Below are 15,667 nucleotides of genomic sequence, written 5' to 3' on the forward strand. Positions count from 1 at the left end.
AGCCGCATGTGCTCGCTCTGCTGCACACCTCGCCGGTGCACGTCCCCGTCTTCGACGCGCTGCGCGACGAGACCCACCCCGGTCTCGCGCTACGGCACTTCGTCGACGAGGAGTTGCTGCGTCTGGCCCGCCGGGACGGGCCGGCGGCGGTGACCGGCGCGATGGAGGCGGTGCTGGGCCAGGCGGTCGCCGAGGGTGCCCGGGCCGTCCTGTGTACCTGCTCGACCCTCGGGGGTGTCGCGGAGGAGGTGGGAGCGGCGGGGCTCACCGTGCCGGTTCTGCGAGTGGACCGCCCCATGGCGGCCGCCGCGGTCGCCGCCGGGCCGCGGGTGGTCCTCCTCGCGGCGCTCGCGAGCACCCTGGCGCCGACCACCGCGCTGATCGAGGAGGAGGCGCGCAGCGCCGGGCGCGCCGTCACGGTACGGCCCGTGCTCGTCGACGCCGCCTGGTCCCGCTTCGAGGCCGGTGACACCGGAGGGTACGTGCGCGAGGTGGCCGACGCGGCCGACCGGGTCGCCCACGCCGACGTGATCGTCCTGGCCCAGGCATCCATGGCACCCGCCCAGCACCTCACGACGACGTCGGTGCCCGTCCTCTCCAGCCCCCGGCCGGGCTTCGAGGCAGCGGCACGCGCGGCACGGCGTGGCGCCGTCTGACCGCACGACGCGCTCGGGCCACCGCCACCTCGTCGGGTGACTGGTGGCGCGGGGGTCGGGTAGGTGGGGGAGTAGTCCAGAGCCGACGTCTACCGACTGGCCGGAGGACGCCATGACCGACCCGCACCCGGACCCCACCTCGCCTCCGCCGGGCCCGGACCCCCAGCATCCGCAACCCCAACCACACCCGGTCCCCACCCCGGAACCACCCCCAACCCCGGAACCCCCGCCGACACCGGGTCCACCACCTGGTCCGACGCCAGGCCCGCCACCGGGTCCGGCACCTGGTCCAGCGCCGGGTCCGGTGCCTGAACCGCCGCCTGGTCCAGCGCCCGGTCCGACGCCAGGCCCACCGCCGGGTCCGACGCCTGGGCCGCCGCCGGGTCCTGGTCCGGCTCCGCCTCCGGTGCCTGGGCCGCCGCCGGGCCCCGGCCCGAACCCACCCGTGCCGCCCGGACCGCCGCCGGGCCCCGGCCCCATTCCGCCCGAGCCCCCGAGTCCCATTCCCGGCCCTCCACCCGGTCCTCCGCTCCCGGAGCCCTCGCCGTCCCCGATCCCGCCGGGCCCGGAGCCGGTCCCGGAGCCGGGACCGCCCCTGACCTGACGTCCGTCTCACGAGACCCCGCCCGACCTGACGCCGGAACGGACACCGCGATCGCGCGTGAGCGTCAGCACTCCCGGCCGCGCCTGCGGACACGCGCCTTCGCCGTCCCGTGAACGTGTCGCGCGGTCCCGTCAGCGAACACGCCCCCGCGTGCAGGTGCCCCCGCCGCCCCCGCGAACAGGCGCCCGCGCTCTTTCCGTCGCTAACTCGCGCCCCCGCCCCCCGCGGGCAAAAGCAGACGGTGGGCGGCCTTCTCGCCGTCCACCGTCCTCTACTCACCGTCCTCTACTCACCGTCCGGCCGAGCCGGCCGGCGACCGCCGTGCCGCTACGCCGTCACCTCCGACCGGTCCCCGCCCCACAGCGTGTGGAACGAGCCGTCCCGGTCCACGCGTCGGTACGTGTGGGCCCCGAAGAAGTCCCGCTGGCCCTGGGTGAGCGCGGCGGGCAGGCGTTCGGCGCGCAGGGCGTCGTAGTAGGCGAGGGCGGCCGAGAAGCCGGGGGCCGGGACGCCCTGCCGGGTCGCGGCGACCAGGACCTCGCGCCAGTCGTCCTGAGCCGCCGCGATCTCCTGGGCGAAGGTGTCGTCGGACAGCAGGCTCGGCAGGTCCGGGCGGGCGTCGTACGCGGCGCGGATCCGGTCCAGGAAGGCCGCGCGGATGATGCAGCCGCCGCGCCAGATGGCGGAGACCGCGCCGAGGTCGATGTCCCAGCCGTACTCCGCGCTGCCCGCGGCGATCTCGTGGAAGCCCTGGGTGTACGACACGATCTTCGAGGCGTACAGCGCCTGTTCCACCCGGTCGGCGAACGAGGCCGCCTCCGACTCGTTCAGCGGGGACGCCTTCGGGCCCGCCAGCCCGCGCGACGCCTCCCGCAGGTCCGCGTGGCCCGACAGGGAACGGGCGAAGACCGCCTCCGCGATGCCCGAGACCGGCACGCCGAGGTCGAGCGCGATCTGGACCGTCCAGCGGCCGGTGCCCTTCTGCTCGGCCTGGTCCACCACCACGTCCACGAACGGCTTGCCGGTCGCCGCGTCCACGTGGGACAGGACCTCGGCCGTGATCTCGATCAGGTACGAGTCGAGCCGGCCGGTGTTCCAGGTGCGGAAGATGTCCGCGATCTGCGTGGGGGAGTACCCGGCCACGTCCCGCAGCAGCTGGTACGCCTCGCCGATCAGCTGCATGTCGGCGTACTCGATGCCGTTGTGCACCATCTTCACGAAGTGCCCGGCGCCGTCGGGGCCGACGTGCGTGACGCACGGCGCGCCGTCCTTCGCCTTCGCGGAGATCTTCTCCAGCATCGGACCGAGCGAGTCGTACGACTCCTTCGAGCCGCCCGGCATGATGCTCGGCCCGTGCAGCGCGCCCTCCTCGCCGCCGGAGATCCCGGTGCCCACGAAGTGGATGCCCTGCTCGCGCAGCTCCCGCTCCCGGCGCCGGGTGTCCGCGAAGTGCGCGTTGCCGCCGTCGATGATCATGTCGCCGGGCTCAAGGAGCGGGGCGAACTCCCGGATCACCGCGTCGGTCGGCTCGCCGGCCTTCACCATGATGACCAGGCGGCGCGGCCGTTCCAGGGCCGCCACGAACTCCTTCGCGGTCTCGGCCGCGACGAAGTCGCCCTCGTGCCCGAACTCCTCGACCAGGGCGTGCGTCCGGGCCGCCGTCCGGTTGTGCAGTGCGACCGCGTAGCCGTTGCGCGCGAAATTGCGGGCGAGGTTGCGGCCCATGACCGCGAGTCCCGTGACGCCGATCTGGGCTGTAGTGCTCATACCGCCTGCTCCTCGAAAATCCGGTGAATCATCAAGTGGAACGCCGGGGCCCGGCCGCCGGTGCCGTCGGCCGGTCCGACGCCGGTTCCGCCGTGGGTCCCGCCATCGGCCCGCCGTCCGTCGCGCCGCCCGTGCCCGCCAGTATCACTGCTCCTGCCCCTTCGACCATCCTGACGTGCCGGTACGGCGCGCGCACATTCGGCACCCGGCACCCTTCCATACGCGCGGCGGGTGCCCAGTGGCTCAGCGCGCGGCCCGCGGATCCGGCCAATCAACGTACGTAACCGGCCACTTGGGGTGACGAACCGGCCGATAGCCGTCTTGTCAGGGCCTGTTCGCGGCGGTTACTTTCGCCCCTCCTGACGCATGTCGAGGGAGCTTGAGATGGCCGTACGCGGTCGGCACCGCCGGTACCAGCCGAACAGGATCAACCGCGCCTCGCTCACCGTCACGGCGGGCGGCGCCGGGATGGCCATTCCGCTCATCGGCGCCGGGGCCGCGCACGCCGCCGACGCCTCCACCTGGAACAAGGTGGCCGCCTGCGAGTCGAGCGGCAACTGGCACATCAACACGGGCAACGGCTACTACGGCGGACTCCAGTTCACCCGGTCCACCTGGGCGGCGTACGGCGGGACGCGGTACGCGCCCAGCGCCGACCTGGCCACCCGGGACCAGCAGATCGCCGTCGCGGAGAAGGTGCTCGACGGGCAGGGACCCGGCGCCTGGCCGGTGTGCTCGACGCGGGCCGGTCTCAGCAGGGGCGGCGGCACCCCCGGCGTCCACCCGGACACCGCCGGACAGCGGACCGTGCGCGATGCCGGCAGTACCGGGAGCACCGGCGCTGCCAAGAGCCCCGCCCGCGAGGTCGACGTACGGCCGCAGACCGCGCCGCAGGCGCGGGCAGGCAGCTCCGAGATGTACAAGGTCGTCCGCGGCGACACCCTCTCCGGCATTGCCGACGAGCGTCATGTCTCCGGCGGCTGGCGGCAGTTGTACGCCGCCAACCGTACGACCGTGGGCTCCGACCCGAACCTGATCCTGCCGGGCCAGCGGCTCGCCGTGCCCAAGTCGCGTACGACGGCCGAGCCGCACCGCAAGGCGTCCACCGCCACGCGCCCGGCCAGAGAGGCCAAGCCCGCGTCCGGCGCGGCCAAGTCCCGGCCCCACTCCACCCAGCACGCCCTCGTCGCCCCTGTCGGCGGCGGCATCGGCACGGCCTACCACGCGACCGGCTCCCACTGGTCGAAGGGCTACCACACCGGCGTCGACTTCGAGGTCCCCACCGGCACCTCCGTGAAGGCGGCCGCGGCCGGCCGGGTGGTCTCCGCCGGCTGGGGCGGCGCGTACGGCTATCAGGTGGTCATCCGGCACGCCGACGGCCACTACACGCAGTACGGCCACCTGTCGGCGATATCCGTACGGGTCGGGCAGACGGTCGCCGCCGGGCGCGGCATCGGCCGTTCCGGGGCCACGGGCAACGTCACCGGACCGCACCTGCACTTCGAGGTGCGCACGGGGCCCGGGTTCGGCACCGACGTCGACCCGCTCGCCTATCTGCGGGCCGGCGGCGTCAGGATCTGACGCGGGAGCCGTTCCGTCCGGGCGCGGGCGCGGGCCCCGGGACGCAGGGGTTCGCGTAGAACTGCCGGTCGGAGCACGAACCGACGAAGAACGGGCCGAGGAACAGCTGGGGTTCGCCCAGCGTGCGGTCCTCCTGCTCCCGCGCCGCCGGTGCGACGGGGACGACGACCCCGTCGGCCGCCTCCACCGGCACGGCCCGCCCGGATCCGCCGTACGCCTCGACGGGCGGCATCCCCTCCACGGGCGGCATCCCCTCCACGGACGACGGCACCTCGGCAGGCAGCGAGATCTCGGCGGGCGGCACCTCCTCGCCGGGCGGGGCCTCCCCGGCGGGCACCGCGACGGAGGCCACCCCCGCCTCCACCACCCGACCCGTACGCTCAATGCGCTCGGTCATCAGCAGGATCAGACCGCCCGCGGCCACCACACCGCAGCCCAGCGCCAGCAGCGTGCCCGTCGCGCCGTAGCGGAAGGTCTCGCCGAGCAGCGTCAGCCCGACCGCGGCCGCCATCACCGGGTTCACCACCGTCAGCGTGGCCAGCGGCGCCGCCAGACCGCCGCCCCGGTACGAGGCCTGCGACAGCAGGATCCCGGCCGTGGCCAGGACGCCTATCGCGGTCAGGGACGGCAGCTCCGCCGCCGCGATCCCGTCGGTGAAGTCGACCGCGACCGTCTTGGTGAACACCGAGGACATGCCGAAGGCGATGCCGGAGCCGGTGGCGAGCAGCACGCTGCGCACCGCCGGATGCCGGTGCGCCGCCCTGCCCGCGACCGTGAACGCCACCAGTACACCCGCGGTCACCACCGCCAGGCCCGCGCGCTGCGCGGTGTTCAGCGTCTGCGTGTGGGAGGAGCCCACCAGGGACAGCAGTCCCGCGAGCCCCGCCGTCGCCATGACCGCGCCGCGCCAGGCGGCGGCGCCCGCCCGCCGGCCGACGAACAGCGCCGCCATCGGCAGCGCGAACACGATGGTCAGGGCACCCAGCGGCTGGACCAGGCTGAGCGGGCCGCAGGCCAGGGCCACCACGTGCAGCAGTCCGCCGAGACCGTTCAGCACCAGCGCCGCCCACCAGGCGGGCCGGCGCAGCGGCGCGTACTGCTCGCCGGGCGAGGACACCGCGACCCGCTCCTGGACGATCGCACCGCCGGCGTAGGCGACGGCGGACACGAGCGACAGCAGCACGGACAGCGCGAGGGCGCTCATGAGTCGCACCTCCGCGTGGAGCTGGGGCGGCGACCCCGGCGCGACGAACGGTCGGCTTCCATGGTTGACCACCCTGCCGTGCCGATCGCCTCACGTCGTCGTCCCTGAGCAGTCAATAGGTCCTACTGCCGATGGAGTACACCCCGCCCGCCGTCCTCCCCTGGGTGGGCGACACGGGACGGAGACACCCCCACGAATCCCCGGCGAATCCCCCTTGCGCGCCCCGGGACCGGCCTTGGTACTACTGCTTTCCGTGAACCTCGCGCCCGACCTCGCCGCACTGAACGACCTCGGCGGTTTCTTCGCCCTGCGCACGGGCAACCCGCCGCACGGCCCGCTGCCCACCCTCGCCCAGGCCTACGCGGACCCCGCCACGGATTCCGCGACGCATCCCCTGGTGGTCCGGGTGCGCCGGGTCGCCGACGGCATCGGCGCCCCCGAGGCGCGGGTCGCCGCCTCGGTCGCGCACCAGGCGCTCTCCGCCCGGCTGTGGTCGGCCGCACTCGGCTGCGCCGTGCTGTACGGGCGGCTCCCCGACCTGGACGCCCGCCTCGTCCGCTGGGACCCCGCGGGCAGCGCCCCGGACGACCTGTGGCTCACCGAGGTGCGCGCCCGCCCCGCGGACCCGGAGACGGTCGCGGACGTCGTCCTGCACGGCCACCTCGAGCCGCTGGCGGCCGCCCTGCGCGCCCGGTACCGCCTCGCACCGGGGCTGCTGCGGGGCAACGCGGCCTCCGCGCTGGCGGCCGCCGCCCGCCTGCTGGAGAACCAGGCGCGTGCCGGCGGCCGTACCGAGGCGGCCGACCTCACCCGGGAACTGGCCGCGGGGCTCCTCGCCCATCCCCTCCTCGACGGTGCCGGCACCCTCACCGGCACAGGCTTCCGACGGCGCAGCTGCTGCCTGTACTACCGCGTCCCCGGCGGCGGACTCTGCGGGGACTGCTGCTTCACACGGGTGCCGGGCTCTTCCCCACGGGCCGCATCTGGGTGACCATGAAGGCGACCGGCCGCTTCGGACAGGGGGTTGCGGGTGCGCGTGGGACTGCTGACCCGGGAGTACCCGCCGGACGTGTACGGTGGCGCCGGCGTCCACGTCGAGTTCCTGGCGCGGGAGCTCCGGCCGCTGGTGGACCTGGAGGTGCACTGCTGGGGCGAGGGCCGCGCCGACGGCGTCGTACGCCACCGGCCCTGGTCCGCGCTGGACGGCGCCAACGACGCGCTGCGCACCTTCTCCGTGGACCTCGCCATGGCCGCCGCGCTCAAGGGCCGCGACCTCGTCCACTCCCACACCTGGTACGCCAACCTCGCCGGTCACCTCGGCAAGATGCTGTACGGCGTGCCGCACGTGATGACCGCGCACTCCCTCGAGCCACTGCGCCCCTGGAAGGCCGAACAGCTCGGCGGCGGCTACGCCCTGTCCGGCTGGGCCGAGCGCACCGCGATCGAGTCCGCCGACGCGGTCGTCGCGGTCTCCGGCGCCATGCGCGAGGACATCCTCGGCTGCTACCCGGCGCTCGACCCGGCCCGGGTGCACGTCGTCCACAACGGCATCGACACCACCCTGTACCGGCCGGACCACGGCACGGACGCCCTCGACCGCGTCGGCCTCGACCCGGACCGCCCGTACGTGCTGTTCGTCGGCCGCATCACCCGGCAGAAGGGCGTGCCCCATCTGCTGCGGGCGGTACGGGGCATCGACCCGGCGGCGCAGGTGGTGCTGTGCGCGGGGGCGCCCGACACACCGGAGATCGACCGGGAGTTCCGGGATCTGTACCAGGAGCTGAGCCGGACCCGCGACGGAGTGCACTGGATCCCGCGGATGCTGCCGCGCCCGGACGTCATCCAGCTCCTCACCCACGCCGCCGTCTTCGTCTGCCCCTCGGTCTACGAGCCGCTGGGCATCGTCAACCTGGAGGCGATGGCGTGCGGCACCCCCGTCGTGGCCTCCCGGACCGGCGGGATCCCGGAGGTGGTCGACGACGGCCGCACGGGGGTACTCGTGCCGGTGGACGACGATTTCGAGTCCGGGCTCGCCCGCGCCCTGGACTCGGTGCTCGCGGACCGGGACGGCGCGCGCCGCATGGGCGAGGCAGGACGGCGGCGCGCGGTGGAGGAGTTCGGCTGGGACGCGGTCGCCCGGCGCACCGTGCGGCTCTACGAGGAGATCCTCGAACAGGCTTAGGGCTCAGTCCCTCCTGCTCAGGAGCGGGAGGCAGGCAACCGGGTGAGGGGAGCGGCCATGCGTCGTGGTGGACCTTCGGTCCTCGGGATCGTCCTCGCGGGCGGAGAGGGCAAACGGCTGATGCCCCTGACCGCGGACCGCGCGAAACCCGCGGTCACGTTCGGCGGCACGTACCGGCTCGTCGATTTCGTCCTGTCCAACCTCGTCAACGGCGACATCCTGCGGATCTGCGTGCTGACCCAGTACAAGTCGCACTCGCTGGACCGGCACATCACCACCACCTGGCGGATGTCCAGTCTGCTCGGCAACTACATCACCCCGGTCCCCGCGCAGCAGCGGCTCGGGCCCCGCTGGTACCTGGGCAGCGCCGACGCGATCCTTCAGTCGCTCAACCTGATCCACGACGAACAGCCCGACTACGTCGCGGTGTTCGGCGCCGACCACGTCTACCGCATGGACCCGCGGCAGATGCTCAAGGAGCACATCGAGGGCGGCGCGGGCGTGACGGTCGCGGGGATCCGGGTTCCGCGGGCCGAGTCGTCGTCGTTCGGGGTGATCACCCCCGGTACGGACGGGCAGACCGTGCAGCGCTTCCTGGAGAAGCCCGCCAACCCTCCGGGCCTGCCCGACGACCCGGAGAGCGTCTTCGCCTCCATGGGCAACTACGTCTTCTCCACCAAGGTGCTGATCGAGGCGCTCCAGCGGGACGCGGAGGACGAGCGGTCGGCGCACGACATGGGCGGCTCGATCCTGCCCCAGCTCACCGATCGCGGAGAGGCGCGGCTCTACGACTTCGGCGCCAACCACGTGCCCGGCGAGACCAGCCGCGACCAGGGCTACTGGCGGGACGTCGGCACGCTCGACGCGTACTACGACGCCCATATGGACCTGATCGCCGAGCGCCCGGCGTTCAACCTCTACAACCGCGACTGGCCGATCTACACCCACTCGGGGCAGCTCTCGCCGGCCCGGTTCAACGCGGGCGGGATCGCGGGCGAGTCGATCATCAGTGCCGGCTGCCTGATCCGCGGGCAGGTCACCCGTTCCGTGCTGTCGCCGGGGGTCCGGGTCGACCCGGGCGCGGTCGTCCAGGGCTCGGTGCTGCACGACAACGTCCGGGTGGGCCGGGGCGCCATCGTGCGTGGCGCGGTCCTGGACAAGAACGTCGAGGTGCCGCCCGGCGCGACCATCGGCGTCAACCCCGAGCGGGACGCCGAGCTGTACACCGTCTCCCCGGGCGGCGTCATTGCGCTGGGCAAGGGACAACTGGTCCCTTAGGGCCTCTCGTCCGGATCAGGCCGGAGTCCGGACGGAAGACCCTGGCCCGGCGACCTCGAGCCCGGCGCGGCGGGCGGGGGCGCGCGCCGGGGGCGCGAACCGCGACGCGTCGCGTGCGACACCCGCCGGTTGCCGGGCTGACCGGCCTTCAGACCCGATCATGCAGGCAGTGACGTCTCCTTCGGAGGTCTTCCTGCATGAGATGGACCCGGCGCCTGCGGCTGTGCGCGGGGGTGGCGGTGGCAGCGTCCGCGCTGACCGCCGCGCCCGTCGCCGCACCGGCCGCCGAAGCGCGCGACGACCGGCTCACCGATCTGGTCGACCCGTTCATCGGCACCGCGAACGAGGGCAACACCTTCCCCGGCGCGGCCGTGCCCTTCGGCATGGTGCAGCTCTCGCCGGACACCGGCCACAGCACCGGCTACGACCACACCCAGGACCGCGTCCGCGGTTTCTCCCTGGTCCATCTCTCCGGCGTCGGCTGCCGCATCGGCGGCGACCTGCCGGTGCTGCCCACCACCGGTGACGTCACGCGGACGGACTACACCAAGTACGCGGCCCCGTTCGGCCACGACACCGAGCGGGCGAGCCCCGGCTACTACCGCGTCGGCCTGTCCTCCGGTGTCGGCGGTTTCGGCGGTATCGGCGCCGAACTGACGGCGAGCGCGCGTACCGGGGTGCAGCGCTACACCTTCCCGGCCACGGCCAAGGCCAACGTCCTGCTCAACGCGGCCCAGGCGCTGCACAGACCGGTCGCGGCGACGGTGGAGATCCTGGGCGACCGCACCGTGCGGACCACGATCACGGGCCGCGGCTTCTGCCGGGACACCCGGCCCTACACCGTGTACACCGTCACCCGTTTCGACCGCCCGTTCACGGCGTACGGCACCTGGGACGGTGCCACGGTCAGGGCGGGGTCCAGAACCGGACACGGCGGCGCCTACGTCCGCTTCGACACCACCGAGGACCGCACGGTGGAGGCGACGACGGCGCTGTCCTACGTCGACGCGGCCGGCGCGGCGGGCAACCTGGCGGCGGAGGGCGGCCGTTCCTTCGACGCGGTGCGCGACGCTGCCCGGCGGTCCTGGGAGAGCCGGCTGGACGTCGTACGCGTCCGGGGCGGCGACGCGACCCGGCGCCGTACGTTCTACTCGGCCCTGTACCACGTGTTCCTGGCGCCGAACGCGGGCAACGACGCCGACGGCCGCTACACCGGCTGGGACCGGCGGATCCACCGTGCGCGGGGATTCACCTACTACCAGAACTGGTCGCTGTGGGACACCTACCGCACCCAGGCCCCGCTGCTCGCCCTGCTCGCGCCGCGCGAGTCCCGGGACATGGCGATCTCGGTGATCAGGGTCGCCGAGGAGAGCGGCTGGCTGCCCAGATGGGGCTACGGCACCGTCGAGACGAACGTCATGACCGGCGACCCGGTCACCCCGTTCCTGGCCAACGCCTTCCAGCAGGGCCTGCTGCAGGGGTACGAGGAGCGGGCCTACCGGGCGCTGCGGCGGAACGCCGACGGGGTGCCGCCCGCCGGCTCCCCGGCCCTGGGCCGGGACGCCAACCCGGACTACCTCGCCCGCGGCTACGTCCCGTACCTCCAGGGCCACGAGCCCGCGAAGCCGGGCCACTCCGACTACGCGTTCGGCGCGTCGGCGACCCTGGAGTACGCCCTGTCGGACGCCGTGCTCGCCCAGATGGCCCGCGCCCTCGGCCACCACGCGGACGCCGCACGGTACGCCGCCCGCTCCCGCGGCTACCGCGCGCTGTTCGACCCCACCACCGGCTTCTTCCGCGCCCGCGACGCCTCCGGCGCCTTCACCGGACCGGCGGACCCGGCCCGCGGCCCCGGTTTCCACGAGGGCACGTCCTGGCAGTACCAGTGGCTCGTACCGCAGGACCTGCCCGGCCTGGTGCGCCTGATCGGCGGCCGGCGCGCCGCCAACGAGCGTCTGGACACGTTCTTCGCCTACGCCGGCCTGCTGAAGGACCCGGAGCGCACCGTCCGCGAGACCTGGGTCCGCGGGCCGTACGCCTACTACGGCAGCGCCACGTACAACCCGATGAACGAGCCGGACCTCGCCGCGCCGTACGCCTACCTCTCGACGGGGCAGCCGTGGAAGACCACCGACGTGGTGCACGCCGCGCTGACCCTGTTCACCGACGAACCGGCCGGGCTGAGCGGGAACGACGACCTGGGCACCATGTCCGCCTGGAACGTGCTGGCCTCCATCGGCCTGTTCCCCGTCCAGCCGGGCTTTTCCACCTGGGGCCTGTCCACGCCCGTCTTCGAACGCGTCGACCTGCGCCTGGACGACGGCCACCACCCGCGCGGCCTGACCATCACGGCGCCGGGCACCTCGCGGAAGGACCGTTACATCCAGTCGGTCCGGGCCGGCGCGGTGCCGCACGACCGGACGTATCTGACCACCCTCGCCCTGCGGTCGATCGGCACCCTGCGCTACACCGTGGGGCCCCGGCCCTCGGCGTGGGGCACGGCCGCGCAGGCCGCGCCACCCGCCCTGAGGTAACCCTTGCGGGGCCCCTGAGTGACCTCAAAGGCCCCATGTGTCCCACCCCTTTCCCCCGGGTCGGACTTAATCTGTTGTTAACTGAGCGTAGCTTGATCGTACTTGACTGTAATCGGTCGAGGGCGGTTGACTGCCAAAACACCCACCGCCGATGCGAGGCAAGCCATTGACTCCCGACCTGCTCGCTCCCCTCGACCTGGCGTTCTGGAACATCGAGTCCGCCGACCACCCCATGCACCTCGGCGCCCTCGGGGTCTTCTCCGCCCACTCGCCGACCGCGGGAGCGCACGCGGCCGACCTGCTCGCCGCCCGCGCGGCCGGAGTGCCCGGCCTGCGCATGCGGATCCGGGACGTGTGGCGGCCGCTCGACCTGCGCCTGTCCCTAGCCCAGGCACTCCGTCCGCCGCTCGGCTTCGGCGGCGCCGCCCGCGAGCCCGACCCCGGCTTCGACCCGCTCAACCACGTCCGGCTGCACGCCCCGGCCACGGACTTCCACGCCGAGGCGGGCCGGCTCATGCAGCGCCCGCTGCAGCGCAACCGCCCGCCGTGGGAGGCGCACGTGCTGCCCGGCGAGGACGGTGTCTCCTTCGCCGTGCTGTTCAAGTTCCACCACGCCCTCGCCGACGGCCTGCGCGCCCTGACCCTCGCCGCGGCGGTCCTCGATCCCATGGACATGCCCACCTCCCGGCCCCGCCCGGCCGCGCCCGCCCGCGGTCCGCTCCCCGACGTGCGCAAGCTGCCCGAGGCGCTGCGCGGCGCCCTGTCCGACGTGGGCCGCGCCCTGGACATCGGCACCTCGGTCGCCCGCTCGTCCCTCGCCACCCGGTCCACCCCGGCGCTCACCGCCGAGCCCACCGGAACCCGCCGCACCGCCGGCGCGGTCGTCGACATCGACGACGTGCACCTGGTCCGCAAGGCCGTCGGCGGCACCGTCAACGACGTACTGATCGCCGTCGTGGCCGGCGCCCTGCGGCGCTGGCTCGACGAGCGGGGCGAGGGCACCGACGGGATCGCGCCCCGCGCCCTGATCCCGGTCTCCAGGCGCCGCCCGCGCACCGCCCACCCGCAGGGCAACCGGCTCTCCGGCTATCTGATGGAACTCCCCGTCGGCGACGCGGACCCGCTGCGCCGGCTCGCCGCCGTCCGCGCGGCCATGGACCGCAACAAGGACGCCGGACCCAACCGCGGCGCGGGCGCCGTCGCGCTGCTGGCCGACCATGTGCCCGCCCTCGGCCACCGGCTCGGCGGACCGCTGGTCGCCCAGGCCGCCCGGCTGTGGTTCGACATCCTGGTCACCAGCGTGCCGCTGCCCGGCATCGGCCTCAGGCTCGGCGGCCACCCGCTGACCGAGGTCTACCCCTTCGCGCCGCTGGCCCGCGGCCAGTCCCTGGCCGTCGCGGTCTCCACCTACCGCAGCCAGGTCCACTACGGGCTCGTCGCGGACGCCAAGGCCGTGCCCGACCTGAACCGGCTCGCCCGCGCCGTGACCGAGGAGGTGGAGACCCTGATCACGGTCTGCGGATCCTGATCACCGGCGTTTGGCCTACCGGCCCGGCGCTGCCGTAAAATCCCCCGTTCGAAAGCAGGCGCGAGTCGGAGCGCCGCACGGTGATCAGGGAACGGCAGCGCGATGACGGTGACAGACGAGGGCCCGACGGCCACGGACGAAGTGGTGTACGGGCCCGGGATCGACCCCGAACGCCTGGCCGTGTGCCTCGAAGTGCTCAAGGAGCTCGACGGGATCGACGTGGACCACCCGGACGCCGTCGCCGTGCGCCGGGCCACCTCGCAGATCTACCGCACGGTCAAGCAGCGCCGCCGCCAGGAGCGCCGGGCCGCCAAGACCGCGAACGACAAGGCGGTCACGGAGGCCACGGCCACCGGATCCGCGCAGCGCATCGACGACGAGACCGAGGGCATCCTGCCCTCGTCCACGACGGGGGCGGGACGGATCGCGGGCATACTCGAGCGCCCGCGCTCCTGCTACGTCTGCAAGACCCGCTACGTCGAGGTCGACTACTTCTACCACCAGCTCTGCCCGCGGTGCGCGCTCGAGAACCGCGCCCGCAGGGACGCCCGCGCCGACCTCACGGGCAGGCGCGCCCTGCTCACCGGCGGCCGCGCCAAGATCGGCATGTACATCGCGCTGCGGCTGCTGCGCGACGGCGCGCACACGACGATCACGACCCGGTTCCCGAGCGACGCCATCCGCCGCTTCAAGGCCCAGCCGGACAGCGACGAGTGGATCCAACGGCTGAAGATCGTCGGCATCGACCTGCGCGACCCGGCCCAGGTGGTGGCCCTGGCCGACTCGGTCGCCGCCGAGGGACCGCTGGACATTCTGATCAACAACGCCGCCCAGACCGTACGGCGCTCCCCGCAGGCCTACAGCGAGCTGGTCGCCGCCGAGTCGGCCCCGCTGCCGGCCGGTGAGCTGCCCGCGGCCGAGGTGATCGGCACGTTCGGCTCGGGGGCGGTCGCGGAGCTGCCGGTGGCGGGCGGCGGCGCGCTCACCGCCCAGGACGTCACCGAACTGGCCCTGGTCTCCGGCTCGGCGTCCCTGGAGCGGATCGCCGCCGGCACGGCCATCGACGCCGGCGGTCTCGTGCCCGACCTGCACGACACCAACAGCTGGATCCAGGCGGTGGAGGACGTCACGCCGGTGGAGCTGCTCGAGGTCCAGCTGTGCAACTCGACGGCGCCCTTCATCCTGATCAGCCGTCTGCGTCCGGCGATGGCGGCCGCCGCGGCCCGCCGCGCCTACATCGTGAACGTCTCCGCCATGGAGGGCGTGTTCAACCGCGGCTACAAGGGCGCGGGACACCCGCACACCAACATGGCCAAGGCCGCCCTGAACATGCTCACGCGGACCAGCGCCGAGGAGATGTTCCAGAAGGACCGCATCCTGATGACGGCCGTCGACACCGGCTGGATCACCGACGAGCGCCCGCACCCGGACAAGGTCCGCCTCGCCGAGGCCGGCTTCCACGCCCCGCTCGACCTGGTGGACGGCGCCGCCCGCGTCTACGACCCGATCGTGCGCGGCGAGGCGGGCGAGGACCTGTACGGCGTCTTCCTCAAGGACTACGCGCCGGGCAAGTGGTGAGCCGGACGCCGGCCCGATGCCTCTGACGAGGTATCAGTCCACGGTCCGTAGCCGGTAGTTGCCCGCCGCGACGAGTTCGAGGACCGTGCGCCAGTCCTCCAGGACGCCCGCGTCGAAGCCGGCGGCGCGGGCCTCCTCGGCCGCCTGGCGCAGCGACAGCGCGTCCTCCTCGGCCAGGCGGCCGTCGGCGGGCGCCGCATGTTGTCGCAGAAGGCGGGAGACGCGCTCGCCGAGCAGGGCGCGCACCGCGTCCGCCGCCGGGTCGGCAGCACCGTCGACGCCGCCCGGCCGCAGCAGCCGGCCGATGCCGTGGACCAGGCCCGCCACCTGGAGCTCCTTGTCGGCCGGGTGGCGCCGGCGCAGCAGGGCGGCGGTGCGCAACGCGTGGGCGCGGGCGTCGGGCGGGCAGGCGTACAGCAGGTCCATGAGCTCCTCGGCGCTGCGCAGCTCCATGCGTCGGTCCTCCCGCGAGAAAGCCGTCGTGGTGGGTCAGCAGATCATGGCGAGCTTGCGGCGCGGCCAACGGAACCTGAACCCCGCCCGGCACATGATGCGACAAATCACCCCGCAAGTGGTCCAATCAACACGCGCGACGTCAGATAGTTACCTGGTCTTTGCCGCGCTATCGAGCGGGAGGCCGCTCATTTGGTTAATCTGGGGTGGACGGACAGCGACTACGGGTTCCATCCACACCCATGGTCCGTCCCGGGGCAAGCCGGTGCACCACGGCCTGCTCGCACCTCAGTTGCCGACGC

The 15,667-nt window shown here is 73.7% G+C and carries 11 protein-coding genes; 8 read left to right on the plus strand and 3 right to left on the minus strand.

The features are described from left to right. Window positions 1-8 precede the first annotated feature (8 nt). Entirely contained in the window at window positions 9-656 is a 648-nt protein-coding gene (locus OIE49_RS33025) for an aspartate/glutamate racemase family protein (protein WP_326806397.1), read from the plus strand. A 931-nt stretch (window positions 657-1,587) separates the two neighbouring features. On the opposite strand, the gene gndA is transcribed toward OIE49_RS33025, so the two are convergent. Then, complete coding sequence (gndA, locus tag OIE49_RS33030; RefSeq protein WP_326805487.1) at window positions 1,588-3,027, minus strand: NADP-dependent phosphogluconate dehydrogenase; 1,440 nt, start codon at window positions 3,025-3,027, stop codon at window positions 1,588-1,590. Window positions 3,028-3,411: 384 nt separating this feature from the next. Between gndA and OIE49_RS33035 the strand changes: the two genes are divergently transcribed. Then, on the plus strand, window positions 3,412-4,608 hold the full coding sequence (locus OIE49_RS33035; protein ID WP_326805488.1) for a transglycosylase family protein: 1,197 nt from the start codon (window positions 3,412-3,414) through the stop codon (window positions 4,606-4,608). Here the strand turns inward: OIE49_RS33035 and OIE49_RS33040 are convergent. Continuing rightward, window positions 4,598-5,812, minus strand: coding sequence for a DMT family transporter (locus tag OIE49_RS33040; protein WP_326805489.1), 1,215 nt, complete (start codon window positions 5,810-5,812; stop codon window positions 4,598-4,600). The genes OIE49_RS33035 and OIE49_RS33040 overlap by 11 nt on opposite strands. Window positions 5,813-6,065: 253 nt before the next feature. On the opposite strand from OIE49_RS33040, the gene OIE49_RS33045 reads away from it, so the two are divergent. The 6 genes from OIE49_RS33045 to OIE49_RS33070 all read left to right on the plus strand — a co-directional run bounded on the left by OIE49_RS33045 (window position 6,066) and on the right by OIE49_RS33070 (window position 14,912). Continuing rightward, complete coding sequence (locus OIE49_RS33045) at window positions 6,066-6,803, plus strand: (2Fe-2S)-binding protein (protein WP_326805490.1); 738 nt, start codon at window positions 6,066-6,068, stop codon at window positions 6,801-6,803. 39 nt (window positions 6,804-6,842) lie between these two features. Further along, window positions 6,843-7,994, plus strand: coding sequence for a glycogen synthase (gene glgA / locus OIE49_RS33050; protein WP_326805491.1), 1,152 nt, complete (start codon window positions 6,843-6,845; stop codon window positions 7,992-7,994). Between the two features lie 57 nt (window positions 7,995-8,051). Further along, on the plus strand, window positions 8,052-9,272 hold the full coding sequence (glgC, locus tag OIE49_RS33055; protein WP_100570233.1) for a glucose-1-phosphate adenylyltransferase: 1,221 nt from the start codon (window positions 8,052-8,054) through the stop codon (window positions 9,270-9,272). Window positions 9,273-9,469: 197 nt separating this feature from the next. Next, window positions 9,470-11,806, plus strand: coding sequence for a GH92 family glycosyl hydrolase (locus tag OIE49_RS33060; protein ID WP_326805492.1), 2,337 nt, complete (start codon window positions 9,470-9,472; stop codon window positions 11,804-11,806). Between the two features lie 166 nt (window positions 11,807-11,972). Further along, entirely contained in the window at window positions 11,973-13,334 is a 1,362-nt protein-coding gene (locus OIE49_RS33065; RefSeq protein WP_326806398.1) for a wax ester/triacylglycerol synthase family O-acyltransferase, read from the plus strand. Window positions 13,335-13,436: 102 nt separating this feature from the next. Next, window positions 13,437-14,912, plus strand: a complete 1,476-nt coding sequence (locus OIE49_RS33070) for an SDR family NAD(P)-dependent oxidoreductase (protein ID WP_326805493.1) — start codon at window positions 13,437-13,439, stop codon at window positions 14,910-14,912. 33 nt (window positions 14,913-14,945) lie between these two features. Here the strand turns inward: OIE49_RS33070 and OIE49_RS33075 are convergent, their stop codons facing one another. Next, window positions 14,946-15,365, minus strand: coding sequence for a hypothetical protein (locus tag OIE49_RS33075; RefSeq protein ID WP_326805494.1), 420 nt, complete (start codon window positions 15,363-15,365; stop codon window positions 14,946-14,948). Window positions 15,366-15,667 lie beyond the last annotated feature (302 nt).

Origin of the sequence: Streptomyces sp. NBC_01788, from assembly GCF_035917575.1 — a bacterium.
Taxonomy (GTDB): Bacteria; Actinomycetota; Actinomycetes; order Streptomycetales; family Streptomycetaceae; genus Streptomyces.

Excerpts from the sequence above, each read along its gene's own strand:
- OIE49_RS33060 (WP_326805492.1), top strand. The coding sequence starts at position 9,470 with ATGAGATGGACCCGGCGCCTGCGGCTGTGCGCGGGGGTGGCGGTGGCA.
- glgC (WP_100570233.1), top strand. The coding sequence starts at position 8,052 with ATGCGTCGTGGTGGACCTTCGGTCCTCGGGATCGTCCTCGCGGGCGGA.
- OIE49_RS33035 (WP_326805488.1), top strand. The coding sequence starts at position 3,412 with ATGGCCGTACGCGGTCGGCACCGCCGGTACCAGCCGAACAGGATCAAC.
- OIE49_RS33075 (WP_326805494.1), bottom strand. The coding sequence starts at position 15,365 with ATGGAGCTGCGCAGCGCCGAGGAGCTCATGGACCTGCTGTACGCCTGC.
- gndA (WP_326805487.1), bottom strand. The coding sequence starts at position 3,027 with ATGAGCACTACAGCCCAGATCGGCGTCACGGGACTCGCGGTCATGGGC.
- OIE49_RS33040 (WP_326805489.1), bottom strand. The coding sequence starts at position 5,812 with ATGAGCGCCCTCGCGCTGTCCGTGCTGCTGTCGCTCGTGTCCGCCGTC.
- OIE49_RS33070 (WP_326805493.1), top strand. The coding sequence starts at position 13,437 with ATGACGGTGACAGACGAGGGCCCGACGGCCACGGACGAAGTGGTGTAC.